This is a genomic window from Thermanaerothrix sp. (assembly GCF_056331585.1).
In genome coordinates, this window is record NZ_JBWGPQ010000002.1 from 85,950 (window position 1) to 111,415 (window position 25,466).

Annotated in this window: 24 protein-coding genes and 1 pseudogene; 9 read left to right on the forward strand and 16 right to left on the reverse strand. The window is 51.2% G+C overall.

The features are described from left to right. The first annotated feature begins 144 nt into the window (after positions 1-144). Positions 145-1,242, forward strand: coding sequence for a DNA methyltransferase (locus AC01YT_RS01325; protein WP_476672366.1), 1,098 nt, complete (start codon positions 145-147; stop codon positions 1,240-1,242). Here the strand turns inward: AC01YT_RS01325 and AC01YT_RS01330 are convergent. The 6 genes from AC01YT_RS01330 to AC01YT_RS01355 form a co-directional block, all read right to left on the reverse strand. Continuing rightward, positions 1,239-2,057, reverse strand: a complete 819-nt coding sequence (locus AC01YT_RS01330; protein ID WP_424911660.1) for a class I SAM-dependent methyltransferase — start codon at positions 2,055-2,057, stop codon at positions 1,239-1,241. The genes AC01YT_RS01325 and AC01YT_RS01330 overlap by 4 nt on opposite strands. A 2-nt stretch (positions 2,058-2,059) precedes the next feature. Continuing rightward, a complete protein-coding gene (locus tag AC01YT_RS01335) occupies positions 2,060-3,223 on the reverse strand; it encodes a glycosyltransferase family 4 protein (RefSeq protein WP_424911661.1) in 1,164 nt (387 codons plus the stop codon). A 15-nt stretch (positions 3,224-3,238) separates the two neighbouring features. After that, positions 3,239-4,264 carry a GDP-mannose 4,6-dehydratase gene (locus AC01YT_RS01340; RefSeq protein ID WP_476672368.1) on the reverse strand — a complete coding sequence of 342 codons (1,026 nt, stop codon included), beginning with the start codon at positions 4,262-4,264 and terminating at the stop codon, positions 3,239-3,241. 14 nt (positions 4,265-4,278) lie between these two features. Then, positions 4,279-5,307, reverse strand: coding sequence for a lysylphosphatidylglycerol synthase transmembrane domain-containing protein (locus AC01YT_RS01345; RefSeq protein ID WP_476672369.1), 1,029 nt, complete (start codon positions 5,305-5,307; stop codon positions 4,279-4,281). Continuing rightward, on the reverse strand, positions 5,304-7,106 hold the full coding sequence (gene lepA, locus AC01YT_RS01350) for a translation elongation factor 4 (protein ID WP_476672370.1): 1,803 nt from the start codon (positions 7,104-7,106) through the stop codon (positions 5,304-5,306). The genes AC01YT_RS01345 and lepA overlap by 4 nt, the downstream gene beginning before the upstream one ends. A 97-nt stretch (positions 7,107-7,203) precedes the next feature. After that, the gene (locus tag AC01YT_RS01355) at positions 7,204-8,451 is read right to left on the reverse strand and encodes a CpaE/TadZ family protein (RefSeq protein WP_424911665.1); all 1,248 of its coding nucleotides are present in this window, start codon (positions 8,449-8,451) and stop codon (positions 7,204-7,206) included. A gap of 259 nt (positions 8,452-8,710) precedes the next feature. On the opposite strand from AC01YT_RS01355, the gene AC01YT_RS01360 reads away from it, so the two are divergent. The 3 genes from AC01YT_RS01360 to AC01YT_RS01370 all read left to right on the forward strand — a co-directional run bounded on the left by AC01YT_RS01360 (position 8,711) and on the right by AC01YT_RS01370 (position 11,871). Continuing rightward, positions 8,711-10,429, forward strand: coding sequence for an HD-GYP domain-containing protein (locus AC01YT_RS01360; RefSeq protein ID WP_424911666.1), 1,719 nt, complete (start codon positions 8,711-8,713; stop codon positions 10,427-10,429). 39 nt (positions 10,430-10,468) lie between these two features. Then, entirely contained in the window at positions 10,469-10,756 is a 288-nt protein-coding gene (locus AC01YT_RS01365; protein ID WP_424911667.1) for a hypothetical protein, read from the forward strand. A 179-nt stretch (positions 10,757-10,935) separates the two neighbouring features. Next, positions 10,936-11,871 carry a hypothetical protein gene (locus AC01YT_RS01370; protein ID WP_476672371.1) on the forward strand — a complete coding sequence of 312 codons (936 nt, stop codon included), beginning with the start codon at positions 10,936-10,938 and terminating at the stop codon, positions 11,869-11,871. Here AC01YT_RS01370 and AC01YT_RS01375 read toward each other — a convergent pair. After that, positions 11,865-12,665, reverse strand: a complete 801-nt coding sequence (locus AC01YT_RS01375; RefSeq protein WP_476672499.1) for a TlyA family RNA methyltransferase — start codon at positions 12,663-12,665, stop codon at positions 11,865-11,867. The two genes, AC01YT_RS01370 and AC01YT_RS01375, sit on opposite strands and share 7 nt — an antisense overlap. Positions 12,666-12,690: 25 nt before the next feature. Between AC01YT_RS01375 and AC01YT_RS01380 the strand changes: the two genes are divergently transcribed. From AC01YT_RS01380 to greA, 5 genes are all read left to right on the forward strand, one after another. Next, positions 12,691-13,581, forward strand: coding sequence for a decaprenyl-phosphate phosphoribosyltransferase (locus AC01YT_RS01380; protein ID WP_476672372.1), 891 nt, complete (start codon positions 12,691-12,693; stop codon positions 13,579-13,581). A gap of 6 nt (positions 13,582-13,587) precedes the next feature. Beyond that, positions 13,588-14,541, forward strand: coding sequence for a mevalonate kinase (mvk, locus tag AC01YT_RS01385; protein ID WP_476672373.1), 954 nt, complete (start codon positions 13,588-13,590; stop codon positions 14,539-14,541). A 13-nt stretch (positions 14,542-14,554) separates the two neighbouring features. Next, a complete protein-coding gene (locus tag AC01YT_RS01390) occupies positions 14,555-15,352 on the forward strand; it encodes an isopentenyl phosphate kinase (RefSeq protein ID WP_424911672.1) in 798 nt (265 codons plus the stop codon). A 10-nt stretch (positions 15,353-15,362) separates the two neighbouring features. Then, a complete protein-coding gene (locus AC01YT_RS01395; protein ID WP_424911673.1) occupies positions 15,363-16,514 on the forward strand; it encodes a deoxyguanosinetriphosphate triphosphohydrolase in 1,152 nt (383 codons plus the stop codon). Positions 16,515-16,589: 75 nt separating this feature from the next. After that, on the forward strand, positions 16,590-17,057 hold the full coding sequence (gene greA, locus AC01YT_RS01400) for a transcription elongation factor GreA (RefSeq protein ID WP_424911674.1): 468 nt from the start codon (positions 16,590-16,592) through the stop codon (positions 17,055-17,057). Between the two features lie 74 nt (positions 17,058-17,131). Here the strand turns inward: greA and AC01YT_RS01405 are convergent, their stop codons facing one another. The 9 genes and pseudogenes from AC01YT_RS01405 to ffh form a co-directional block, all read right to left on the reverse strand. Next, on the reverse strand, positions 17,132-18,142 hold the full coding sequence (locus AC01YT_RS01405) for a hypothetical protein (protein WP_424911675.1): 1,011 nt from the start codon (positions 18,140-18,142) through the stop codon (positions 17,132-17,134). 128 nt (positions 18,143-18,270) lie between these two features. Then, positions 18,271-20,439 (reverse strand): type I DNA topoisomerase, encoded by a 2,169-nt coding sequence (gene topA / locus AC01YT_RS01410; RefSeq protein WP_476672501.1) that lies wholly within the window; start codon positions 20,437-20,439, stop codon positions 18,271-18,273. Positions 20,440-20,463: 24 nt separating this feature from the next. Next, a pseudogene (locus AC01YT_RS01415) lies at positions 20,464-20,580 on the reverse strand (DUF5679 domain-containing protein); the annotation flags it as partial. Positions 20,581-20,590: 10 nt separating this feature from the next. Continuing rightward, positions 20,591-21,700 (reverse strand): mannose-1-phosphate guanylyltransferase, encoded by a 1,110-nt coding sequence (locus tag AC01YT_RS01420; RefSeq protein WP_476672374.1) that lies wholly within the window; start codon positions 21,698-21,700, stop codon positions 20,591-20,593. Continuing rightward, complete coding sequence (gene dprA / locus AC01YT_RS01425) at positions 21,687-22,796, reverse strand: DNA-processing protein DprA (protein WP_476672375.1); 1,110 nt, start codon at positions 22,794-22,796, stop codon at positions 21,687-21,689. Before dprA ends, AC01YT_RS01420 begins: the two co-directional genes overlap by 14 nt. A 5-nt stretch (positions 22,797-22,801) precedes the next feature. Beyond that, complete coding sequence (gene rimM, locus AC01YT_RS01430) at positions 22,802-23,287, reverse strand: ribosome maturation factor RimM (protein ID WP_476672376.1); 486 nt, start codon at positions 23,285-23,287, stop codon at positions 22,802-22,804. 80 nt (positions 23,288-23,367) lie between these two features. After that, entirely contained in the window at positions 23,368-23,607 is a 240-nt protein-coding gene (locus tag AC01YT_RS01435; RefSeq protein WP_476672377.1) for a KH domain-containing protein, read from the reverse strand. A gap of 23 nt (positions 23,608-23,630) precedes the next feature. After that, entirely contained in the window at positions 23,631-23,990 is a 360-nt protein-coding gene (gene rpsP / locus AC01YT_RS01440; RefSeq protein ID WP_476672378.1) for a 30S ribosomal protein S16, read from the reverse strand. Between the two features lie 125 nt (positions 23,991-24,115). Next, positions 24,116-25,438 (reverse strand): signal recognition particle protein, encoded by a 1,323-nt coding sequence (gene ffh, locus AC01YT_RS01445; RefSeq protein WP_476672379.1) that lies wholly within the window; start codon positions 25,436-25,438, stop codon positions 24,116-24,118. Between the last annotated feature and the right edge of the window lie 28 nt (positions 25,439-25,466).

A 25,466-nucleotide genomic window follows, 5' to 3' on the forward strand; every position in this document is an offset into this window, starting at 1 on the left:
TGCGGGTTCACCGTTTTTTCAGCGGATCATTCCGATTGAGTGTATATCATAATTCAAGACCAGGGGGCTGACAAGCGCTGCCTCACTCAATAACGGTTGTGCTAAACTTATTTTTAGTAGTGCGATGCACACAGAGATGACGTGATGAAATCAGTTTCCCCTCTTCCTCTGGATACCATTCTGGAAGGTGATTGCCTTGAAATTCTGCCCCAATTACCCTCTGGGGTCGTGGATATGGTATTCGCGGATCCACCTTACAACCTGCAATTACGAAATGCTCTATATCGCCCTAACTTCACCCGCGTGGATGCCGTTGATGATCATTGGGATCAGTTTGAGTCCTTCGCCGCGTATGATGCCTTTACCCGTGCCTGGCTTTCCGAGTGCCGCCGTATCCTCAAAGATACTGGAACCCTCTGGGTGATCGGAACTTACCATAATATCTATCGAGTCGGTGCAATTTTACAAGAGTTGGGATTCTGGATTCTCAATGATTTAATCTGGATCAAAACCAACCCCACCCCCAATTTTCACGGTACCCGCTTTACCAATGCTCACGAAACATTAATTTGGGCCCAGAAAGTAAAAGGCAGAAAATATACCTTCAACTATCACACCATGAAGGCACTCAACGATGATCTACAAATGCGGTCTGACTGGTATTTGCCCACCTGCATTGGCAATGAACGCATTCGTATTAATGGCGAAAAAGCCCACGCCACCCAAAAACCCGAAGCCCTCCTTTACCGCATTATTCTGGCATCTACCCAACCCGGTGATATCATTTTAGACCCATTTTTCGGCACCGGGACAACCGGTGCCGTAGCAAAGAAACTCCATCGCCACTTTGTGGGCATTGAACGCGATCCCAGGTATGTGAACATTGCGTGCGCTCGCATCGAAGAAACAACCCCCGCCCCTCTTTCTGCGGTAATACTGAACGAACCTCGACGCCGTCCACGTATCCCGTTTGGGGCTCTGCTAGAGGCCGGCCTACTCCAACCCGGACAAATTCTCTATTTTCGCGGTAATACCCCCGAGGCTACGATCCAGGCCAACGGACATCTTCGTTGTGGTAATCTAACCGGTTCAATTCACACCTTAGCACGGGCCATGCTCAATAATGCCCCGTGCAATGGATGGGAACTCTGGCATTTCCGCGATACCGATGGCAATCTACACCCCATTAATGAATTACGCCAGAAACTAATCCAGGAGTCTTCAGGGGGCCAAAGCGATTAAGATCGCCGCGCGATGTAAAACGTATAAACCCCATTTGCACACTCTGCTGGTTGATCAAAGTAAGGTTGAACAACCCGTCGGGTTAGTGCCAGATTCCATGGGTACGGCGCTAAAATCCATTTACCGGTCAATTTCCGCCAGACTAGCGATGGCAGGCCAAAGTAATGTCCCCATTCCAGACAAGCCAGAGCCCCAGGCGAGAAATAATGCCAGTAGTTTTCCAAAGTGAAGCCCGCTCTCTCGAGCCTCTCTTGCCAGCGCGGAACATCATCACAATGATAATGCCGTGAAATACGATTGAAGAAGCGTTGATAGGCATTGGCGAGCCCACACCAACCCAAGCGCTCGAAGAAACGCACCACCGAAAGCGAGGGGGCAAAACGATGATTTGGCACACAGAAGATAAAGGGCGCACCTGGGCGCAGAACCCGTGCAACCTCACATAAAACATTATCTATATCAGGGATATGTTCAAGAACAGAGTTGCTGACCGCACTGGCAAAAGTTGCCCGACCAAAGGGTAAGGCATCTCCATAGCCGCGCAATACCCAGCGGTAGCCTCCATACCCCCGCGCCAAGGGTAAAACCCGAGGATCGGGATCAAGGCCAACATCCAAAGGTTCATCAAAGGTCACACTGGCAAAATGACCATCTCCGCAACCGATATCCAATATCGGATGTGGCAAGTGCAACCCCTGGTAAAAACGCGCCTCAACCGCCCGCAGTAATGCCCGAAAGTAAGGCAATTCGCGTAAATGCAACCAAAGAAAATCTCGCTCTGACGGCTGACTTGATGATGCTGAAGGTTTGTCCATAACTACCGCAACTTGTTCAGCATGCTTTGAAACAGGCCTTCAAACTGCGCCGCAATGGCATCAGGATGATATTGCTGACGAATGGCGTCACGATCCACCATAAACTGTTCACGGTGATTGAGCACATCCAAAATGGCCTCGGCGAGGGCTTTGGAGTCACCCACGGGGGCAATTCTCCCCATACGGTGTCGAAGCACTGGCTGGCGTACACCCGGCAAGTCCGAAGCCACGCACGGCACACCGTTCATCATCGCCTCAACCTGGACTAACCCAAAGGCTTCGGTTGAGTTAAGGGAAGGCAAGACCAAGACATCAATATTTGGATAAAAGCGTGCCATATCTTCGGGGTTTAAAACACCCAGAAAGCGCCAATGTCCCTGCGCTTGAAAAGCCTGAATGCGCGGCGCTAAACGCTGAAAGTAGTGCTCTTCGCCAACGATGTTCTGATAAGGGCCGGCAAAATGCACTTGGGCCCGCGGATAGACCTCTAAAATCCGAGGGAGCGCATCTAGCAATACTTCTACTCCCTTTTCAGTGGCAAAGCGCGCTGCCATGCCAATCACCGGGCGATTGCCCTCAGGATTATTACGTTGTCTAAACGCCTGAATACTTTCCGGGTTAACCTCGGGCAATTCAACTGGCGGTGGGATGATCTGTAATTTATGCTGATAACGGCGTAAGTAGGCCGAGTGATCGGCGTAATCTTGGGTGTAGGTCACCATGCGATGCGTAAATAAGGCTGCCAATTCGTTCATGACCAATACGGCTTGATTGGCCAACCAGGCTATTAATCCCGGAGGCATGCGCAAATCACAGTGATAAGTGATCACCGTGGGCTTGCGAAACAGCCGCCCGCGCAAGGCGATCCCGGCGGCATCGAACTGAGGTAAATGCAAATGCACCACATCGTGGCTCAGCACCAGCCGCGTGGCTAAGAAGCCAAATGTGGGCATGATAACCCCCTTGCTTACCCGCATCACCACCGGCGCCCGGACAATTCGCACCCCATCTATGATTTCCTCGCGCGGCAACGAACGGTCATAGTGCGAGGTCAACACAGTCACCTGATGGCCGCGTCGTGCCAAGGCTTTAGCCAATCTTTCTGCGTAAATGGTGAGCCCCGACGTATGCGGACGATAATAGGTCAATACTGTTAGAATGCGCATCGTTGTTCGCCGGAATTAGAACAGATTGAGATTGTTCTTGACCCAAGTTACCAGTCGCTCAACCCCCTCTTCCACGCCCACCTTGGGCTGCCATTCCAACCACTGACGTGCCTTGCGAATATCGGAGATATAAACCCGCTGATCACCAGGACGCCACTCTCCGAAATCTACTGGAATGGGGTAACCCACCAAGCGTTCCAGTAGGGGGCCAAACTCACGCCAGATGGAAATACTGTTTTGTGGTCCGCCACCGAGATTGAAAATTTGCCCAGCAACCTGCTCAATGCGTTCAATTGCGGCATCATAGGCATCCAGAAGATCATCAACAAACAATAAGTCACGTACCTGCTTGCCGTCTCCGTAAATGGTCAATCGTCGTTTGAGCAGGGCGGCAATGACAAACCAAGCCACCCAGCCCTGATCTTCTACCCCAAACTGCCGCGGCCCATATATGCAGGACTGGCGCATCACCACCGTGGGTAGTCCATAAATGCGAGCATAGTCGCGAACGTATTGGTCACCACAACCTTTTGAACACCCATAGGGGGAATGGAAATCCAAGGGTTGGGTTTCAGGGCATCCCTCGGGCAAGTCCTGATAACGCCAACGCGTTTGATCTTCCACCACCGCCACATTCTCCATTCCCCCATATACCTTATTTGTTGAAGCATAAATCACGATAGGATCTCGGCCTGAGAGCCGGGCAGCTTCCAGGACATTAAACGTGCCCAGGGCATTGATCTCAAAGTCTGTGCGCGGATCGGCAACCGAAGTCGTCACTGCTACCTGTGCTGCTAGATGCACAATGACATCCACGCCTTGCACAGCCTCGTTCAATCGGGACGCATCTCGCACGTCCGCCACGATCAAACGATAGGCATCTTCACCAAAGGTCGTCCGTAACCATTCCAGATTACGCACCGCACCAGCCCGGGAAAGATTATCATACAGGATAACCTCGTGTCCCTGACCGATTAGCCGCGCAGCATAATTCGAGCCAATGAAACCTGCTCCACCGGTGATAAGATAGCGTCGGGGCATTGTACCTCCCAAATTTATTGAGTAAGATTTCCACGTTCACGAAGTTGCAACCATTGACCCCATTCCTGTAAAGAATGCCGTTGACGCAGAAACCCCAGCAACCCCAAAACTCCTGTGACCAGGAATTGCAAGAAGTGAAGGGTTATTGCATAGGCCAATGCTGCCGTTGAATTCACCCCTAATAGGGCCAAGGCTGCTACCAGAGAGGCTTCAAAAGTACCCAGCGCAGCTGGTGCTGATGGCAAGGCAATCCCCATGGCTAATACCCCATCAGCAAATACCCCCCACCAAAAACGAGCGTGTGGGGCAAGGGGCAAGAGCATCAAATAATAATTGCAAACAGCTAATCCCCATGAAACGCCAACCCAGAACAGAGCCTTCCAAAGCGCACGGGGATTGCGCAAAGCGCCTAAGCCTTGCATTAGATGGCGCAACTGCGGTAATATAACCACTCTCAGAAATCGCCAGCGCCACCTTTGAGTTATATTATCAAAGAACTGTAGGGTGCTTTCTTGGTTTCGCGAGAGAATTATCAACATGACCAGAACAGCTAGAATTATCGCCAGCGTAAGCCAGGACACGGTACGCGCCCAAGCCATCCCCACCACCAAAGGTAAGGTGCTCAAAAGAAGCGTCGCTGCAAAGGCAAGGTCTAAGATCCGTTCAATAACAACTGTTGAGAGAACCCGAACAGGGTTTTGGTTGATCTGGTGACCCAAAAGAACTGAGCGACCCACTTCACCTGCCCGCAGTGGCAACAGATTATTGATTAAATACCCCTGGTTAATCGCCCAGAAGGCTTGAATAGGGCGGGCTTGTCCTTCCAGCAGAGCCGTCCAGGCCCAGGCTCGCGCCCACAAAAAGCTAAGGGTTAAGAGCAATGAACCCATAATAAACGGCCACCGATAGGCCGCCAATGCGGCTCCAACATCTTTCCAGTTAGCGACCCGGAACAAAATACCTATCGCCAGTAAACTGATCACCACCCCCGGCAACCATTGCAACCACTGGAAAGATTTTTGCGCACTGCTTTCCCGCTTCAATCTTCCTCCAAGCCCAAAACCGCCAGGAAAGCTTCCTGCGGAATTTCTACATTACCTACCATCTTCATGCGCTTCTTACCCCGCTTCTGCTTCTCCAACAACTTTTTCTTGCGCGTCACATCCCCGCCATAACACTTTGCCAGCACATCTTTGCGCAGTGCTTTGACATTCGCCCGCGAGATGATGCGCCCTCCGGCGGCAGCTTGAATCGCCACATCGAACAATTGACGCGGAATGACCTCTTTGAGTTTGCTCACCAGGGCTTGCCCCTTATGATAGGCCTGATCACGATGCACAATGGTCGCCAGCGCATCCACCGGCTCTCCGGCCACCAACACCTCTAACTTAACCAAATCACCGGGGCGATATTCGGCAAAATGATAATCCATCGAGCCATATCCCCGCGTGCGCGATTTCAGTTCATCGAAAAAATCCACAATCAATTCGGAGAGAGGGACCTCGAAAGTTAACTGGACACGATTGGGAGCCGGATATTCCTGCTCGCGGAAAATTCCCCGGCGACGACGCACCAAATCCATCACGGTACCATAGTATTCCATAGGGGTGAAAATCTGAACCACCATCCAGGGTTCGCGTATCTCTTCAATCAGCCCTTCATCTGGGAGCAAGGCCGGGGAATCAATCCGAATCACTTCACCGGTGCGTAAAACTACCTCATATTCCACTGAAGGCGCCGTGACCACAATATCCAGGTCGTATTCCCGTTCCAAGCGCTCCTGGATGATTTCCATATGAAACAGACCAAGAAAACCACAACGGAAGCCGAAATTAAGCGCCTGGGACTTTTCGGGTTGGAAGACAAGCGAGGCATCATTGAGTTGCAATTTCTCAAGGGCCTCTTTTAGGCGTTCATAATCTTCATTTTCAACCGGATAAATTCCAGCAAAAACCATTGGCTTGGGATGACGAAAACCAGGCAGTGGCTCCGCGGCCGGATGGGTGGCAAGGGTGATTGTGTCCCCGACGCGACATTCCGAAACTGTTTTTAGACCAGTCGCTACATACCCCACCTCACCTGCGCTCAGTGAGTTAACCGGACGCATATCCGGAGCGAACACCCCAATTTCAACCGGTCGGAAATCAATGCCACTGGACATTACCCTGAGTATAGCTTCAGGGCGAAGTGTGCCATCAAATACGCGGATATATGCCACCACACCTTTGTAGGGGTCATAATGCGAATCAAACACCAATGCTCGTAGAGGTAAAGATGCGTCACCCTGGGGCGGTGGTACTCGCTCGATGACAGCTTCTAACACCTTCTCTACATTGGTGCCCTCTTTGGCTGAAACCGCCAGGATTTCTTCCGATGGCGTTCCTAATAAATTTTGAATCTCCTGCGCCACCTCTTCCACCCGCGCTGAGGGCAAATCAATCTTATTAATAACCGGGATGATTGTCAGATCGGCATCCAGTGCCAGGTAAAGATTGGCTAACGTCTGGGCTTCAATTCCCTGAGTAGCATCTACAACCAACAACGCACCTTCACAGGCCATCAGGGCACGGCTAACTTCATAACTGAAGTCCACATGCCCCGGTGTGTCAATAAGATTTAACTCATACTCTTGACCATCGGAACGACGGTAAAGCATTCGCACCGCCGAAGCCTTGATGGTCACCCCCTTCTCGCGCTCCAATTCCATGGAATCCAAAACCTGCTCTACCATCTGGCGATCAGAGATCGTACCGGTGATCTGCAAGAGACGATCCGCCAGGGTGGACTTCCCATGATCAATATGGGCAATAACACAAAAATTGCGAATTAAAGCCTTATCCATCGCCGGGGAATAAGTATACCCCAAAATGAAGACAAAAAACCTCTGCCCATTCCAGCAGAGGCAATTAAGAAGATAGAATACATCGAAAAAAAAACGACTAACTCACCGAAAAGAGGCGCATTCGCGGCGCTTCGACTCGCTCAAGGTTAGTAATGCGTTTACGCACATGCTCAGCCAGATCCATAAAACTTTGAGCAATGAGTGAATCTTTACTACTGCGTATAATCGGTATTCCCAGAGCATCCGCTTTTTGGGCGGCTTCAATGTCTTCAGGAATGCTCATGACAACAGTGTGCTTAAGACGTTCACTCACTTTTTCTACAGTAATCGGGTGATCTTTACGATAACGATTCATCACTAACGTAATTCGTTCTCGCGACATCCCTAACGCATCCCAAAGATCCAGAAAAAGCCGCACGTTACGAATAGAATTTATCTGTTGTTCTACCACCAGAACCACCACATCCCCTGCATCCAATGCAGCCAAAACCGGATCGTTAATGAAAGAATGTGTATTTACAACAGTGTAATCACTAAACCGACGCATGAATTCTAAAATGCGTGCAAAGTTTTCCCCGGTAATCTTTTCTGCAAATTCTGGGCGCGGTGGTGCCGGTAAAAGATAGAGCCCAGTAGCCCGATTTAGAATCATCACGCTCTCAACCAAAGGGATATCCAAATCGTAAATACGGGGAACAAGATCTAAAACCGAGAACTGCCCCAGTTCGTTGAAGAACATATGAGCATCCCCGTACTGCAAGCACCCATCTACCAGAGCTACCCGCACCTCGTTATTCAGTAGAGCCAGGGCCAAATTAGCCGCGATGGTTGTAGCCCCCGTCCCCCCTTTAGGGCTGTAAACGGTCACAATTCGACCATTAATGCCGCGCCCAGGCACAAACATTTGCGTTGGTCCGGCTGGCAAGCCGGCCGGTGGAGTTTGTCGTTGCCGCTCGGCTGAAGAAAGTTGTGCCGCACGTCTTAGGACATCGGTAATCTCCTTAATAGAAACATCATGGGTAATAAAGTCGCACGCCCCCGCTCGAACGGCTCGCAATACCAAATCAGTGTAGTTGTCTTGTGAGATAAGAACCACTTGAGTGCCCGGAAAATCTCGACGCAGCATTTCGGTCAAGGTAATTCCATTCATATCCGGGAGATCATACTCGATCAGGACAACATCGGGTTTAAGATCTCGAATGGCCTCAACCGCCTCTTGAGCCGACATCGAGACATTAACTAAATCAACCTCTTCAATCAAACCTAGCGTTTTTTGAAGGTGCTTGCTTAGTTGTGGATTGTTTTCCACTAAAACAACCGTGATTAAGTCCTGTGGACTAGTCATCGCCTCTCTCTCCCTCTTGAGCACAGCTCGGGTTTCCACATTATTATCTCATGATCTCATGGACAAGTAGGCTATTCAACAGATCATAGAGTAAAAGTTTTAATCTACTCTATAATTGACATGCAAGTTAAGCAGGGATATTATTAGTATAATACAACTAATTTTACAGTAACTCCACAGGGGAGATTGCAACGTTTGATGTTCCGTTTGCTGTGCAGTAAAAAGTAGAGCCGGTTAATGGGATTGGAAGGAAAGGGTTATGGAAACCGAACGGCTTGACGAATCCGCAACAGAAAAGCCTACAATTGAAAACATTGTTGCGGGTTCAGATTTCTCAGAAGTAACGCCAAAAGATCAGAGCTCCCCCTCTCTCTTGGAAGGCGTAAAGACTTCTGAGCCTAGTTTCCCACGCCCCAACTCAGTCTTCCAAAATACAATAGGCTCGATACGCCAATGGCTGGATTTGCAAAAGCAAATCCGGGCCTATCCTAAGCAAGCCCGTCAGCGTCTCAAGGATATTGAGGCTGCTTTTCTGGCTTACCGGGTCACTTATGCCAGCCTCACGTTTAAAGCGCCAAAAATTGAGGAGGAGTTACAAGACCTTTACCATCAAGTATACGAAACAATCACCAATCTCGAGCAAAAAAGCCACAAGATTCCACTCTTCATCTATCCCACCCCTAAACTTAAGAGCATAAAGGCGGCCTGGGACGAGTTACATACCCAACAAGACATTCTGATGGATAAACTTGCCGCTGCACCCAAGCGCATGGATTTCTACAACCGAATGCAAGTTATGCGCGAGAAAAAACGGTTGGAGGAAATTCGGCGACGTGAAAACGCAGCACGCCTTGAAGCCGCCACCGAATCGGTTAAGAAGGTCATCAGTTACGTTGAAAGTCAGTGCAAAAACGACGATCCAGTGCTTTTTGGCAATGAGGTGCTCACATTTCAAGATGCCCGGACATTATGGGAACAAATCCTAAACGAAATTTTACAACAGCGCAATCAAGAGTCTACAGAAGTTGAGGATCTTCTGGTTCGCTTGCGTGCTCTAGAAGAAAGTGTACGGGATTATCCTGCGCTCTCTAAACAAGTACAACGCGTCGGTGAGCGCTTTTCACGGCTTATTGCCTACCATGATCTACTATCTTCTTACGGGAAACGCATCATTCCACAGGCCGAAATTGCCCGTGCTTCAACCATTATGTACGAACAAATCCCGGCGCTCTGGGCAACGGGGCAGTACCAGCAACTTAAAGTTATGCTCGAACGCGTAGAGAATTTTCTGAACTTTTACGAAAATACAGTTGAATTAGAAGTAGCAATTGGAGAACGGCGGCGCCCCGGTTTCACTCAATCGTTATCCCCTACCGTATTCCCGGGAGCAGCTGGTCTCTCTCCCCTTATCAACTTAGCCCGTGTTCTCGTCGCGGCTATTGACCAACGTGATCGCTTCATGGTTGGGCATTCTGAGCGCGTTGCGCGCTACGCTGTTGAAACTGCCAAACGCATGAACTGGTCGGGCTCGGATTTGGAGTTCATCGAGATTGCTGGCCTTTTACACGATATTGGGAAAATCTCAATCCCCGAGGTCATTCTAACAAAAGTCAAGCCCCTCACCCCTCAGGAATGGAAAATGATCCAGATGCATCCCTACTATGGGGCACAAATCGTCAAGCAGATGAATACTTTTTCACGCATTGTTCCTTGGGTCTACCATCATCAAGAACATTGGGATGGCACTGGCTACCCTGAACAGTTAAGCAAACAAGAAATACCGCCGGCTTCGGCCATTATTGCTGTGGCGGAGGCCTATACTACAATGACCACAGATCTTCCTTATCGAAATGGATTTACCTCCCAAGAAGCTCTTGATAAACTTCGCGAGGCAGCGGGTACTCAGTTCAATCCGGAAGTGGTTGAAGCCTTTGCCGAAGCCATACAGGATACCCAAGAGTATCCCCCAAAAGCGTGATTTACGTCTTAGTTCATACTATCTGGCTGGAGAACCACTATGCGTATAAAAGCCCAACCCTTCATCCATTATGCCCCTGAAACCTGTGCATTTTGCAGTGGCAATGGCGCTGGGCGTTGCCGTGACGGCAACACCTACGACATCTGCCCGGTTTGCAAAGGGGTGGGAACAGTCCTAGTGGCTCAAGCACCTAAAAAATGTGCCTTTTGTGCTGGAAATGGAGGCGGTCTCTGTCGCGATGGTTATGTCTATAATGTATGCCCAGTATGTAAAGGTACAGGTTGGGCCTACGTTTACGAGGAGAACGTTGAGGGCGAAGAAGCCTAAAAGGACAAGATAGGATGGGGGAAACTAAAATAAAGCGCTATGTCCTGGCATTGACCACCATAGTTTGGAGGCTGATTGCCTTTGCTCCACCCCCTAGCATCGTCCTCGATCACCCAGATCACCTACCCCAAGAGATCATCCCTTTTGCTCAGCCTAACCCCACTTTAAGTTCCAACTCCTTGCCTGCCGCAACAACTCCTGATGAAGGAAGCACTCAACCGGTTTATATCCTTTATAGTACAGCCCTGACATGTGGTGAAATTTGGGGCATTCATCAGCGTCCTCCTTATGTCCCCCCAATTCTGGAGCCATCCGTATCTCCTAATGAACTCAATACAAATACTCCCTATTACTATCTGGTCGCTATGTTAATTCGCAACAAGGTCGTTGATGCGCAGGACTGTCCAAGAGGTGGGTTGCAAACCCCTTATGTGGCCAATACGTGCGGGGTGGAGCGAGCTCGTTTTGTCCTTGCTGAATGGCAAAATATGTACGACGCTGAAATCATCCAGGCATCTAAGAACACTGGCGTACCCCCAAGGCTTTTAAAACAACTATTTGCCATTGAATCCCAGTTCTGGCCCGGCACTTATGGCAACGGTTACGAAATCGGTTTGGGGCAACTTAACCAGTCGGGAGCAGATACTCTCCTCCTTTACAATCCACCATTTTTTCAACGACTGTGCAATGACACCCTTCACCCAAACCGCTGTGAGATGGGATATCCAAACCTGAGCAACGAAGAACAGTTGATGCTGCGCGGTTATCTGGTTCAGCGCGTAAACGCCACCTGCACCGATTGCCCCGCTGGTATTGACGTAACCCGCGCCAAGGAAAGCGTTGCCATTTTCGCCGAAGTGCTGCGCGCAAACTGTGCCCAGACGGCCCAAATCATCTATAATGTTTACCAACGTTCGCCGGGCCAAGTGAGCAATTATGTCGACCTCTGGAAATTCACCCTGGTAAACTATCACACGGGCCCCGGGTGCACGTCGAAAGCCGTCCAATACGTAAACCAAAACGGTTTATTCCTCACATGGGAAAGCCTTAAATCCGGACTCATAAGCCCAGAATGTAAAAAGGGTTCCGATTACATCGAGCGTATCTTTCAGTGAGATGGACTGACCACGGCGTTGATCATTGAGCGCAGGTGCGAAGTCTTACTTCCCTTGGGGCCAGGAGTGAGAAGAGTTAGGAACTCAACATTTCCCTTCGGGCCTAAAAGCGGGGAGCGGATCAACCCCTGAGGCATTAATCCTATCGTCACCGCAAATGCCAATACCTCTTCAAGCACATGGTGGTGAACTCGGGGATCACGGATAACCCCCTTACCACGAGCAGATTCGCTCGGGCCGGCCTCAAATTGGGGCTTGATGAGGGCGATAATCTTCCCTTCTGGTTTTAGCCAACCCTTGACTGTTGGTAGCACCAGTTTTAGCGAAATAAACGAGACGTCAATCGTGACCAAATCCACGTGTTCGGGAAGATCTGTCAGATAACGTACATTTGTTCGTTCCAAGACAACCACACGCGGATCCTGGCGCAGTTTCCAATGTAATTGGCCATACCCCACATCAATCGCATAAACCCGAGCCACGCCATGAGCCAGCAAGCAATCTGTAAACCCACCTGTGGAGGCGCCCACATCGGCGCACACCCAACCCTCAAGATGGGTTAATTTGAACGCATCCAAAGCAGCCTCTAATTTTTCTCCCCCCCGCGAAACATAGCGCATTCCTTCAACGATTTCAATTTGTGCCGATTCCGAGACTAAAGTGCCGGGTTTCAGAACCGTTTCTCCCTCAACCCGAACCTGCCCAGCCATAATTAATCGCTGGGCCTTAGCGCGGCTCTCTGCCAGTCCCCGTTCAACCATGAGGACGTCCAGTCGTTCTTTCACGTGGGGTATTTTACCCGGTTTAAAGAGTTATGATATGATTATGCACATGATCAAGGCGTTATTCCAAACCATGCGCCCTCGCCAATGGACGAAAAACGCCTTTGTGCTGGCTGCTCTGGTTTTTGATCGCCAGTTAACGAATGTACCAGCCACCTTACGAACCCTACTGGGGTTCATGTTATTTTGCCTTGTTTCAGGTGTCGTTTATATTCTCAACGATATTGCAGATGCCGAAGCAGATCGTCACCACCCTAAGAAGCGTCTGCGTCCGATTGCCTCAGGAGCACTCCCCATTCATGTTGCTCGTGCTACCGCCATTGGCCTAATCGTCTTAACTATCCCTTTCGCCTTTTACCTTTCGATTGGATTTGGAGTTATTCTAAGTGGTTATTTTTTGCTCAACCTGGCTTATACGAGGTGGTTAAAACACATCCCCATCCTGGATGTGCTGATCATTGCCGCTGGTTTTGTTTTACGGGTGGCTGGCGGTGTTTCCTTAATTCAAGTGGAGCGGTTCTCGCCTTGGCTCTATGTGGTAACCACCCTTCTGGCTCTCTATATAGGATTTGGTAAACGCCGTGCCGAACTTACCGAACTGGCTGAGCAAGCCAATACACATCGCCGCGTCTTGGATGGTTACACTCTCCCCTTTTTGGATCAGTCCATCACCATTGTATCCAGCAGCACCATTATTGCCTACAGTTTATACACCTTCTCAGCACCTAATCTGCCCTCCAATCACCTTATGATGCTTACAATTCCATTTGTTCTTTATGGAATTCTGCGTTATCTTTACTTGGTTCAGGTTGAAGGTTCAGGGGGCTCGCCAGAGGATCTACTGCTAACCGACCGCCCCCTCCAAATTACGATACTGCTTTGGGGAATTGCGGTGTTGGTTATTTTTTACGCCTTTCCGGTTAAGTGAGAGACTATGCCTGCCATTTCAGCCACTGCTCCGGCAAAAGTTATCCTTTTTGGAGAACATACGGTTGTTTATGGCTATCCGGCAATCGCAGCCCCGGTTACCGGATTAGAAGCGCGCGTGACGATCACCGCCCAACCTGGGCGCTCTACACCACCCGTCATCGAAGCCCCCCAGATTGGTTTGAAGACCACCTTAGACCATCTTCCTTCAGAGCATCCCATCGCGCTTGCCTTTAACCTGGTCGCAGAGGCCTTGAAACTCGATCACTGGCCAGCTCTGCACCTCCGTCTCACATCATCCATCCCGGTGGCATCGGGTATGGGCTCAAGCGCCGCGACGGCTGTAGCCCTGATCCGCGCTCTGTCAGCATTTGTAGGACACCCTTTACCTGCCCCCCAGGTCTGCGACCTAGCCTTCCGCCTTGAACAGCACCATCATGGTACACCCTCAGGCATTGACAATACCGTTATTACCTACGCCCGCCCTATCTTCTTTATCCGTGGCCAACCCATTGAGTTTCTCACATTCCCTATAACTCTTTATTTGATCATCGGCGATACGGGAATGAAAGGATTAACCCGCGAAGCTGTGGCCGGCGTTCGTCAGCGGAGGGAGCAAAACCCCACCTGGTATGATGATCGCTTTAGGGCAATCGGCGAACTCACACGGCAAGCCAAACGAGCCCTAATCGAGGGACAAATAGACGAGGTCGGTAGATTGATGGTTGAAAACCACCGCTTACTCGTTGAGATTAGCGTCTCGTCGCCCGAATTAGACCGTCTCGTTCAAGCAGCACTATCGGCAGGGGCTCTCGGCGCCAAACTCTCAGGGGGTGGCCAAGGGGGGGTCATGATCGCGTTAGTGCACCCTGAGAACAGTTCACACGTCGAAAAAGCACTGCGTCGGGCTGGCGCTGCCAATGTTTTTTCCGTGGTTATCCGCCCCACCCAAGCCAATTAACGGATGGCACCCTATGGATACACTTTACTTCGTCAAACTGGGTGGTTCGCTGATTACCGAGAAACACCGCGCCTCTACCCCCCGTCTGGATGTTATTCGGCGCCTGGCATACGAAATTGCCCAAGCGCGGTCAGAGAACCCCGCCTTATGCCTTGTCCTTGGACATGGTTCAGGCTCATTTGGACACTTCGCCGCTAAAAAGCATAACACCCATCTTGGAGTAGCCACCCCCGAACAATGGCGGGGTTTTTCGGAAGTCTGGTGGCAAGCCCGGGCACTCAATACTTTAGTAGTTGAGGCACTGTTACAAGCCGGTCTCCCTGTGATCGCCTTTCCACCTTCCTCAACTATTCTGTGCCAAAATAGGCGGGTCGTGCGATGGGAAATTGAGCCACTTCAACGCGCCATTGGTGCCGGCCTTATCCCTGTCATCTACGGGGATGTGGTTTTTGATACCAAACTTGGGGGAACCATTCTCTCCACCGAACACCTGTTTATCGAACTCATTCCTCACTTGAAGCCCACGCGCCTTCTTCTCTGCGGGCAAGAAGAAGGCGTATGGGCAGATTTTCCTCTGCGCCAGCAATTGATTTCACATCTCACCCCAGATAATTTGGCCGAAGTTTTGCCAGCCTTAGCCGGCTCTGAAGCCCCTGACGTGACCGGCGGTATGCTTGCTAAAGTGAACTTGATGCTCCAGGTCGTCCGAAAATATCCTGACCTGGAAGCGGTTATTTTCTCTGGTGAGCAACCGAACAGCCTGGAACAAGCGCTTCATGGTTACCCGATAGGCACACGTATTACTCGATAAGGAGGCCGTCATGCTTTTAACTCGTGAGATGTTAGAAGAGATTGAAGACCGCAATCTCGCCCCTTATGGGTTTCGCAGTAAGTATTCCCGCGGGCGTTTTTACGCCGAAGACGAGCCAGAGTATCGCACGATATTTCAGCGCGATCGCGATCGCATCCTTCATACTACTGCCTTTCGACGCCTCGAGTACAAAACGCAGGTTTTCATCACCTACGAAGGTGATTACTATCGTACTCGTCTCACCCATACCCTCGAAGTAGCCCAAATTGCACGCACCATCGCACGAGCACTCGGCGCTAACGAGGACCTCACCGAAGCCATTTGCCTTGCACACGATCTTGGGCATCCCCCTTTCGGCCACTCAGGAGAGACTACTCTGGCTCGCTTGATGAAAGATCATGGCGGTTTTGATCACAATCGCCAGTCGTTCCGTATTGTCACCGAACTAGAACGGCGTTATCCCGATTTTCCTGGGCTCAACCTGTCTTGGGAAGTCCTTGAAGGGATCGTCAAGCACGAGACAGAATATGACAAAGCCGAAGCCCGGAATTTCAATCCTGAACTGCGCGGGCACTTAGAAGCCCAAATCGCAAATGCCGCCGATGAACTGGCTTACACTGCCCATGATTTGGACGACGGATTGCGCTCAGGTTTAATCACCCCAAGTATGCTTGATGGCCTTGAATTATGGGAGTTACTGAAACACAGCATCGGTTGGGATGGCAAACGATTGGATGAAATGACGCGACACCGTCTAATTCGCCGTTTAATCGGCCTAGAGGTTTCGGATTTAGTACACGCCACTCACCAACGGCTGGTTGAGAGTGGCGTTAAATCCGTAGACGAACTCCAACGTTTGTCTTATAATGTAGTGAGTTTCAGCGCGGATTTCATTCGTCGCAACCGTCAGTTAAAGGATTTCTTATTCATTAATTTGTATCGCCATTACCGTGTTGTCCGTATGGCCGTAAAGGCAGAACGGTTAATCAGCGACCTTTTTAATGCCTACTGTTCTGAGCCCACCATTCTGCCCGGCCATATCCAGCAGTTGATCGAACAACGCGGGTTAGAAAGGACAGTATGTGATTATATTGCAGGCATGACCGACCGCTTTGCTATAGAGGAGTATCAGAAACTTTTCGCCCCTCTCACCCTTCCATAAGGAAGAGCGGTTACAAAAGCGATCAACCCGAAAAAGTTATTGTGCAATGAATTTTTAGCGGAGAGGTGTTTAGCCATGTCCGAGGTGCATTATTTGACGGCTGAAGGCTATCAACGGATGCAACAAGAATTAGAATATCTGAAGACAACCGTCCGTCAGCAACTAGCGCAACGATTACGCGCCGCAATCCAGCAAGGTGACCTTTCAGAAAATGCTGACTACATTGCGGCCAAAGAGGAACAAGGTTTCGTTGAAGGACGTATCCAAGAATTGGAACAGGTCTTACGCAATGCCGTCATCATTGACCACACTGAGAAAAAAGCAAATGAAGTAAGCATTGGACATGTGGTGACCGTCCAAGAGGGGAATTTTCCCCCTGAAACCTATCACCTCGTTGGCCCTAAAGAAGCCGACCCGCTTAACGGGCGCATTTCCCACGAGTCGCCTATCGGCAAAGCTTTGCTGGGTAAAAAAGTAGGTGACGAAGTGATTGCAGAAACCCCAGGGGGGACAATTCGTCTGAAGATCCTTAAGATTGAATAAACCTGAATAATAAAAAGAGCCCCCAAATTCAAGGGGGCTCTTTTTATCCGGCGATCCAAAAAGTGGGGGGAAAATCAGGCTTGTTTCTGCCACACCGAAAGTTCAATCGTGATACGCTCGAAGTAACTATCTGGCGGTAATGCCCCACCGCCCAATACCAGATCCGCCACATGGGCTTCCATAACCAGAGTGTTGGCTTCCAACGTAATCCGCTGGCCAGGCTCAACCTGAATCAATTCACCCTTGGATTCAAGACGTTGACGAATGGCCGGATCATTATAAGCATGAGGGGTCATCAAGACTTTAGTGACCGTTTGATAGTCATTCTTGTCAAATAACCACACTTCCAATGCTGTGACGCGCTTGGGCTCGCCTACACCAATGGTATCAGAGATACCCACACCACATTCCCCGAGGAACTCTCCCGCCGGAGAATCAATACTGAACGAGTCGTCATAAAGGTCATCCCCGATCACATAGGTAGTCATGAATTGGGAGAGCGGCGGTTGCTGCCCTTGAGCCGCGAAATCTGTAGGCCCAGTCTGGCGGCTGTACTCGCGGGCCCGACTCACCACCGAGGGTGTTGTCGGGCCACCCCGTTGACGGCGGAAAACTAGCAAATACACCAGAATCCCACCCACAGCCAGGGTCACCAGACACAATACAATGACCATCCCCATCCCCGACGTACGCGGGGCGGCAGTAGGTTTTTCCGTGCCTGGGGTAACCGCTGGCAACGGCAGTACCGGTCCTTGGAGTGCAGCGCGGAACTGACTGATATCACTTTCGCTCAGGTTGCACTGACCGGGTTTCAATGCGGCTAGCAACGCCTCACCCTCTTCCCCTAAAAGTTCAAAGCGCGCCCTCGCATTAACCTGATTCTGGTTCTTGACATACGAATCAATGACCATACATAAGTAATCCGTCTTCAAGTCAGGACGCAAATGGCGCGGTTCGGCGTTAATCCACCGTACTGGCCAAAGCCACCATCCCAGAATCGGTAGTCCGATGATCAAGCCCAGGACAAAACCACTCACGGCGGCAACAATGGGGTTTTTCAAACGCTCACGCAGCATCTCCATCATGATCTTCTCTCCTACTAGCGGGCTAATTCAGTCCGGTGGCCGGCTTGCCATTATTGTAGGTCAAGCTCTAGAATAATGCAACCACCGCCGAACCTGATTTCGGGATTTGTAGCTTTTCGATGCAAGATTCATGCCGATTCAGCCGCTTTTTCCCCAAGTCTTTCCAGTAAAAAAGTCTCGTTACAACGGATACATTGCGCTTCGCGTTTGTTGGCCTCAACCAGTAACCCTCCACAAGCCGGACACGGCGTAGATAAGGGACGTTTCCACGACGTGAACTGACATTGTGGGTAATTCGAGCACCCATAAAACACCCGTCCCCGCCGCGTCTTGCGGATCACCAATTCGCCTCCATCCTCCGGGCAAAGCACGCCTAATTTCTCCAACCAGGGTTCAGTATAACGGCAAGTAGGGAAGTTACTACAACTAATGAATTTTCCAAAACGCCCATAACGAACGACCAGCGGATGGCCGCATCGGGGGCAGTCCCGCCCTACCGGTTCCAGATCCATCTTACTCACCGGAATATCCGCCTGGGCTTTTTTGACCTGGGGGGCAAATGAATCATAGAAGGCTCGAATGACATCCGTCCATGCTCGCTGCCCCGAGGCAATTTCATCCAAATCTTCTTCCATTCTTGCTGTGAAGCCAATATCCACAATATCCGGGAAATGCTGTACTAATAAATCATTGACCAGCCGTCCCGTTTCGGTGGGGATTAGACGCTTATTTTCGCGCACCACGTAGCCTCGTTCCTGGATAGTTGAAAGAATAGGCGCATAGGTCGAGGGACGGCCAATGCCATATTCTTCTAAAGCCTGAACCAGCGATGCTTCGGTGTAACGCGGCGGGGGTTGGGTAAAGTGCTGCTCGGGCAATACACGCACTAGACGTTGGGGTTGGCCTTCTTGAATCCCCGCCGGAATACGCACACTCTCATCGTCTTCGCTTTCCTTCTGATCTTCATCACGGGCTTCTTCATATAGCACCAGGAACCCGGGAAAACGCACGCTAGAACCCGAGGCACGGAAAAGGAAGAGATGATTTTCGTTTTTTCCCTCAACTTCCACTGCTAGGGTATCCAGAATCGCTGATTCCATCTGAGAGGCTACAAACCGCTGCCAAATCAACTGGTAGAGTTTAAATTGTTCCGGCGTCAAATGGGGTTTGACTTTCTCGGGCGTGCGAAAGACCGAGGTAGGACGAATTGCCTCGTGAGCTTCCTGCGCCGCCACCGCTCGAGTGCGATAATGCGGCGGTGATGGGGGGAGAAATACATCACCAAAGACCTGGCGAATATAATCGCGCGCTTCGCGCTGTGCCAGTTCCGAGACATTGGTCGAATCGGTGCGCATATAGGTGATTAAACCGGTCGAACCGCCCTCGCCGACGTCCAAACCTTCATAAAGTTGTTGGGCGATCATCATCGTTCGACGGGGCGTAAATCCTAAGCGCCGTGAAGCCTCTTGTTGTAAGGTGCTAGTGATAAAAGGCGCCGATGGGCGGCGGCGGCGCTCACCGCGCTTAATCCTTACGATGGTGTAACCTGCCTGCTCCAATTGCGCTACAACTTTCTGAGTTTCGGCCTCATTGGGAAGGTTGACCTCTTGATCGTCTATGCGCACTAGGCGAGCCGTAAAAGATTGGTGTAACCCCTCGGGTAAAAATTCGGCCCGAATTGTCCAATACTCTTGGGGGACGAACGACTCAATCTCGCGCTCACGCTCCACCACCAAACGCAAAGCCACCGACTGCACCCGTCCTGCCGAGAGACGGCTGCGCACTTTCTCCCAAAGCAACGGACTCAAACTGTAACCAACTAACCGGTCTAGCACGCGTCGCCCTTGCTGAGCATTGACCAGATTCATATCAATCCCACGGGGATGAGCGAAAGCCTCCTGAATCGCTGGTTGGGTAATCTCATGAAACACGACCCGCTTGGCAATCTTCGGATCAATCTCAGCCGCTTCAAGCAAGTGCCAGGCAATGGCTTCGCCCTCGCGGTCGGGATCGGTCGCCAGGTAAACTTCTTCTGCCTCTTTGGCCAAGGCTTTGATCTCTTTGACCACCGCCCGTTTTTCGTTGGGCACACGGTATTTGGGCTTGAAATTGTTCTCAATATCCACCGACAGTTCAGAACGCAAAAGATCCCGTACGTGCCCCACCGAAGCCTTTACGGTATAGCCTTTGCCTAAAAAACGCCCCACCGTCTTGGCTTTGGCTGGCGATTCTACGATCACTAGTTTGCCGTTCCGTCGCGGTGCGGGGGCGGGAGCTGGATCAAGACCAGCGTGCATCTCCGTAGCCCCCATGCGGGTCATCTTCGTTCCACAAACCGGGCATACGCCCGTCGTCACCGGTCGCCCGGCTTTGCTAAATCCAGGTTGAGGATCTTTCATTTCGCGTTTTGTTTTGCAGCGAACACAATAGGCCTCCAAGGTTCACTCCTCACAAGTAATGAGTTTTCCCGTTTTGAGAGAGAATTTTAACGATTTCGCGCACTTTTTGGGCTTGGGAACGCTTACAGATCAATAACACATCGGAAGTATCCACGATAACTAAATCTTCTATCCCAATAGTCGCGATCAATCGTTTGGATTGATCTGAGAGTAGCAATGAATTGCGCGTTTCCAAGAGCAGGGTCTCGTCGGCTAAAACCAGATTGCCGACCTCATCTGCGGATAGCACATCAAATAGGGAATCCCAACTACCTACGTCGTTCCACCCCAGTTCCTTCGCCGGCAAAACCGCTACGCGATCCGCGCGTTCCATAATGCCGTAGTCAATTGTCTCAGGCTTAATCTGCGGCCATAAGTGCTCGAGGATAGCCTGCCCATCCTCTTCTCCCCATCTCTCTCCAATTTGACGCAATAACACAGCCAACTCTGGCATGAAGCGCTCAAATTCCTCTAAAATGCGATCCACCCGCCAGATGAACATGCCCGAATTCCAGTCAAAGCCACCCTCTTCCAACATAGCCTGGGCGGTTGCCGCATCGGGCTTCTCTTTGAATCGCACCACCCGGTAGTAAGGTAAACCGTCCTGTTCGCCCAGCAGCTCACCACGTTGGATATATCCATAGCCTGTAGCCGGAAAAGTGGGAAACACCCCCAGGGTTACCAGGTAACCTTCCTGGGCAACGTTATATGCCGCCTGTAACAGGCGCTGAAAATGGGGAATATTCTGGATGACATGGTCTGCCGTCAACACTGCCATAACACTGTGAGGATTTCGCCGGGCCAGCACCGTGGCTGCCAATCCTACCACCGAGGCGGTTCCCCGCGGCAATGGTTCTAGCAGAAAATTCTCAGACAACAGATAGGTTACTTGTTCCTGCAACTGAGGCGCCTGATCCCGCGCTGTTACGACCAAGATGCGCTCTGGGGGAAATAGTCCTTCCAAACGCTCCACGGCTTGTTGGAACAACGTGCGGTCGCTTCCTAAGCGCAACATTTGCTTCGGTCGAGTCTGGCGAGAGAGTGGCCACAACCGTGTGCCACCGCCCCCCGCCATAATAACGGCATAATAATCCTGCATAAATGTCTTATCCTCCCGCATAGAACCCACCATCTTCGCGTAAGACCGTGAAATTTGCACCCCCCAAATTGCGCACCAGACCTTTCAGTTCCATCATCGCCAAATTAGCCACGACTTTCTCGGCCCCCAAGCCGGAGAGAAAGCAAATCTCATCCACCGATAAGACCTGATCTCCTATTACACTGAGCAGGGTGGCTTCTACGTCATTATCAGGTAACAAAGCCCGTACCACCTGTTGATGCTGCACTTGGGCAACATCCAATGCGTCCAAAACTTCCTCTACCTGCAATAGTGGACGGGCGCCGTTTGCAATCAGGTGATTCGTCCCTTTAGAGGACGGGGAGTTAATATTTCCGGGCACCGCAAAGACCTCACGCCCTTGCTCCGCCGCAAAGGTCGCTGTAATCAATGCGCCGCTCTTTTCTCCCGCCTCGACCACCACCGTTGCCATGGCTAAGCCGGATATAATACGGTTGCGCGGGGGGAAGTTATTCGCTTCCGGGGGCGTGCCGGGCGGATAATCGCTGATCAACGCCCCCTGCTGAAGAATGCGCTCCGCCAAATGCCGATGCTCTGCCGGGTAAATAACGTCCACACCACTGCCCAGAACAGCCAGCGTACGCCCCCCAGCGTTGAGGGTTGCTTCATGGGCTAGAGCATCCACTCCCCTTGCTAAACCACTGACCACCGTTACCCCATGGTGAGCTAAAGTTACAGCTAGTTGCTCAGTCACCTTACGCCCATAAGCGCTCACCTGACGTGTCCCGACCACAGCCACCGCCACCTGATCAGCGGATGAAAGCCTCCCTCGCACATATAATACCGGTGGCGGTTGATCGATGTTTTTTAACAAGAATGGATAATCGTCATCTTCCCAGATCATCACCCGGATGCTTTTTTGGGAAAGTGTTTCTGCCACTTTTTCGAGGCTTAGAGTTCTTCGAGTTTGCAGCGTAACTTCAACCAGACGCGGGGGTAAACCTGCGGCCCGCAAAGCATCGGGGGAGGCTTTCCAAGCGCGTTCCAAATCGCCAAAATAGTCCAAAAGCGCTCGCATCCGAACTGCCCCAATGCCCTTAACATGATTAAATGCGACCCAATAAATTCGCGCGTCCATCGGGCCTATAGCCATTCAGGAGGATTGACGATGAGGCGATGAGTTTTCAGATCTACCTCTAAAATAACCCCCTCGATCACCGGCAGAAGAACCTCACGCCCCTGCTCGTCACGCACCACATAAACATCATTAGCGCCGGTTTCCAAAATTTCACTCAGCACGCCCAAGGAATGCCCTTCTTGATCCAATACCGTTAAACCCAATAACTGATGATGGTAGTACTCTCCTTCAGGCAAGGGGGGCAATTCATCTGCCCGTACATAGAGGTACTGATTGCGAAAGGCGGCGACTTGATCGCGGTCTTCAAACCCTTCAAACGCAATCAACATTGCCTGCAATGCCGGGCGCACCGAACGGATTTGCACCGGCAGGTGCTCTTCTCCTAAGTATAGCCGTTTGCCAGGCACCAAGCGCTCCGGAAAATCGGTCAGCAGGTCCATTACCATCTCACCGCGCACCCCGTGCGGACGACGGATGTAACCTACCGCCAAGAACACAGGCTCGCTTAAAGGGAGCGAGCCTGTGTTGTCCCTTTGTAATTGGCGCTTACGAAGATGGGAAGGATTCTTTCTCACCGCGGGTCTACGACATCTAAAGTGGCCTGTTTTCCTTCCCGAGCGGCGGCGACGCGCAAGAGAATTCGCATCGCATTGGCTACGCGTCCATTTTTACCGATGACCCGGCCCATATCTTGCTTAGAAACATGCAGTTCAACCCGTACCCGGTTAGCCCCAAGCCGTTCTTGCTTGACCTCCACCTGGGAAGGGTCATCTACAAGCGCACGGGCGATGTATTCCACCAGGTCTCTCACGTTAATCCCCTCTCTGCATCCATTTAGGCGCGTGATGTAATAACGGATTTCGTCTTCGGGCTCACTTTACGGCTGGCATAGTAAGCCTCAGCCTCGGCCAGCAAGGCTTCCAACGACTCACCAGCCTTATAACGTGCATAGCGATCCAGCAAGCCCACACTGCGGAAAATTTTTTCCACCGCTTCGCTTAATTGAGCGCCCTTGTTCATCCAGTCAAAAACTCGATCTTCATTTACCTGGATGGTAAAGGGCTCAGTGCGCGGGTTATAAAAGCCCAAAATCTCCAAAAAGCGTCCATCACGCGGCATTTCTTTATCCGCCGCCACAATGCGATAACTGGGTTGACCACGAGCACCAACTCGACGCAAACGAATTCTAACCATGTGAGAAATCTCTCCTCTTTGTTGTTGAACTTAGAATTTCATTATTACATTCATCTTATTCTATCATCAGAGGTCACCGAAAAGTGAGGGGCGCGGAAGGAAGCGCGAGTCTTTTCGGCTCTCCTCTATCCCAACAGGCGCGAGAGACCCCTCCCGCCTGTCTTTTGCAGCGTCTTGAACAGTCGTTGTGCATCTCGGAATTGCTTAAGCACCCGGTTAACATCCTGAACATCCGTACCGGAGCCACGGGCAATACGCCGCCGCCGACTGGCATTGAGGATTTCCGGGTGCAAACGCTCTTCTTTCGTCATTGAGTTAATAATGGCTTCAGTAATCTTTAGGTTGCGTTCGGCTTCTTCTGGAGATATGGCGCGCGCCATTTGTCCCATACCGCCGGGTAACATCTCCAGCAGTTGGTGCAATGGACCCATCTTGCGAATCTGGCGCAATTGCTGGGCAAAATCCTCCAGGGTAAATTGACCCGAAAGCATGCGCTCGGCTTGCTTTTGGGCTTCTTGTTCATTATAAGCGGCTTCGGCTCGCTCAATCAGTCCAATGACGTCACCCATGCCCAAAATGCGCGAAGCCAATCGGCGCGGGTCGTAGGCTTCTAGGGCATCAAGTGTTTCACCGGTACCCAGATACTTGATTGGCACCCCCGTCACCGCACGGATAGAAATCGCCGCCCCACCGCGGGCATCGCCGTCCATCTTGGTAAGCATCAAGCCGGTCAACGGAATAGCCTGCTGGAAACCGGTAGCAATATTGAGTGCTTCTTGCCCGATCATGGCGTCTACCACCAGCAAGGTTTCATTAGGAGTAACCTTCTGAGTGATGGCGCGCAACTCATCCATCAGGGCCTCATCCAACTGTGAACGCCCGGCGGTATCAACGATGAGGACTGTGATCCCGCCTTTTTGAGCCTGTTCAAACGCCCGCGCCACCAATTGCGGAGGTTTGACGCCGGACTCGTAATAAACCGGCACCCCAACACGCTCACCCAACGTCTGCAATTGCTTGATCGCCGCCGGACGGTAAGGGTCAGCTGCTACCAACATGACCCGTTCGCCCTGAGAGCGCAATTGCGCTGCCAGTTTAGCCGCGGCAGTGGTCTTACCGGAACCCTGCAACCCCACCAGCATGATCACCCGCGGTTTAGGGCCACTGAGATTCAGGCGCGCCGGTTCCCCCAAGGTAGCAATGAGCTCCTCATGAACGATTTTGATTACTTGTTGCGCCGGATTTAAGGCTCGTGAGACCTCATGCCCAACCGCCCGTTCACGTACTCGGGCGACAAAATCCTTCACTACACTGTAATGAACATCGGCTTCTAAGAGGGCTAGGCGCACCTCACGCATGACGGCATCCACATCTGCCGAGGTGAGTTTGCCACGGCGGCGCAATTCCTTAAAGATGCCTTCCAATTTTTGCGTTAGCGCCTCAAACATGAAACCAGATCCTGTACAACTTCGCTTT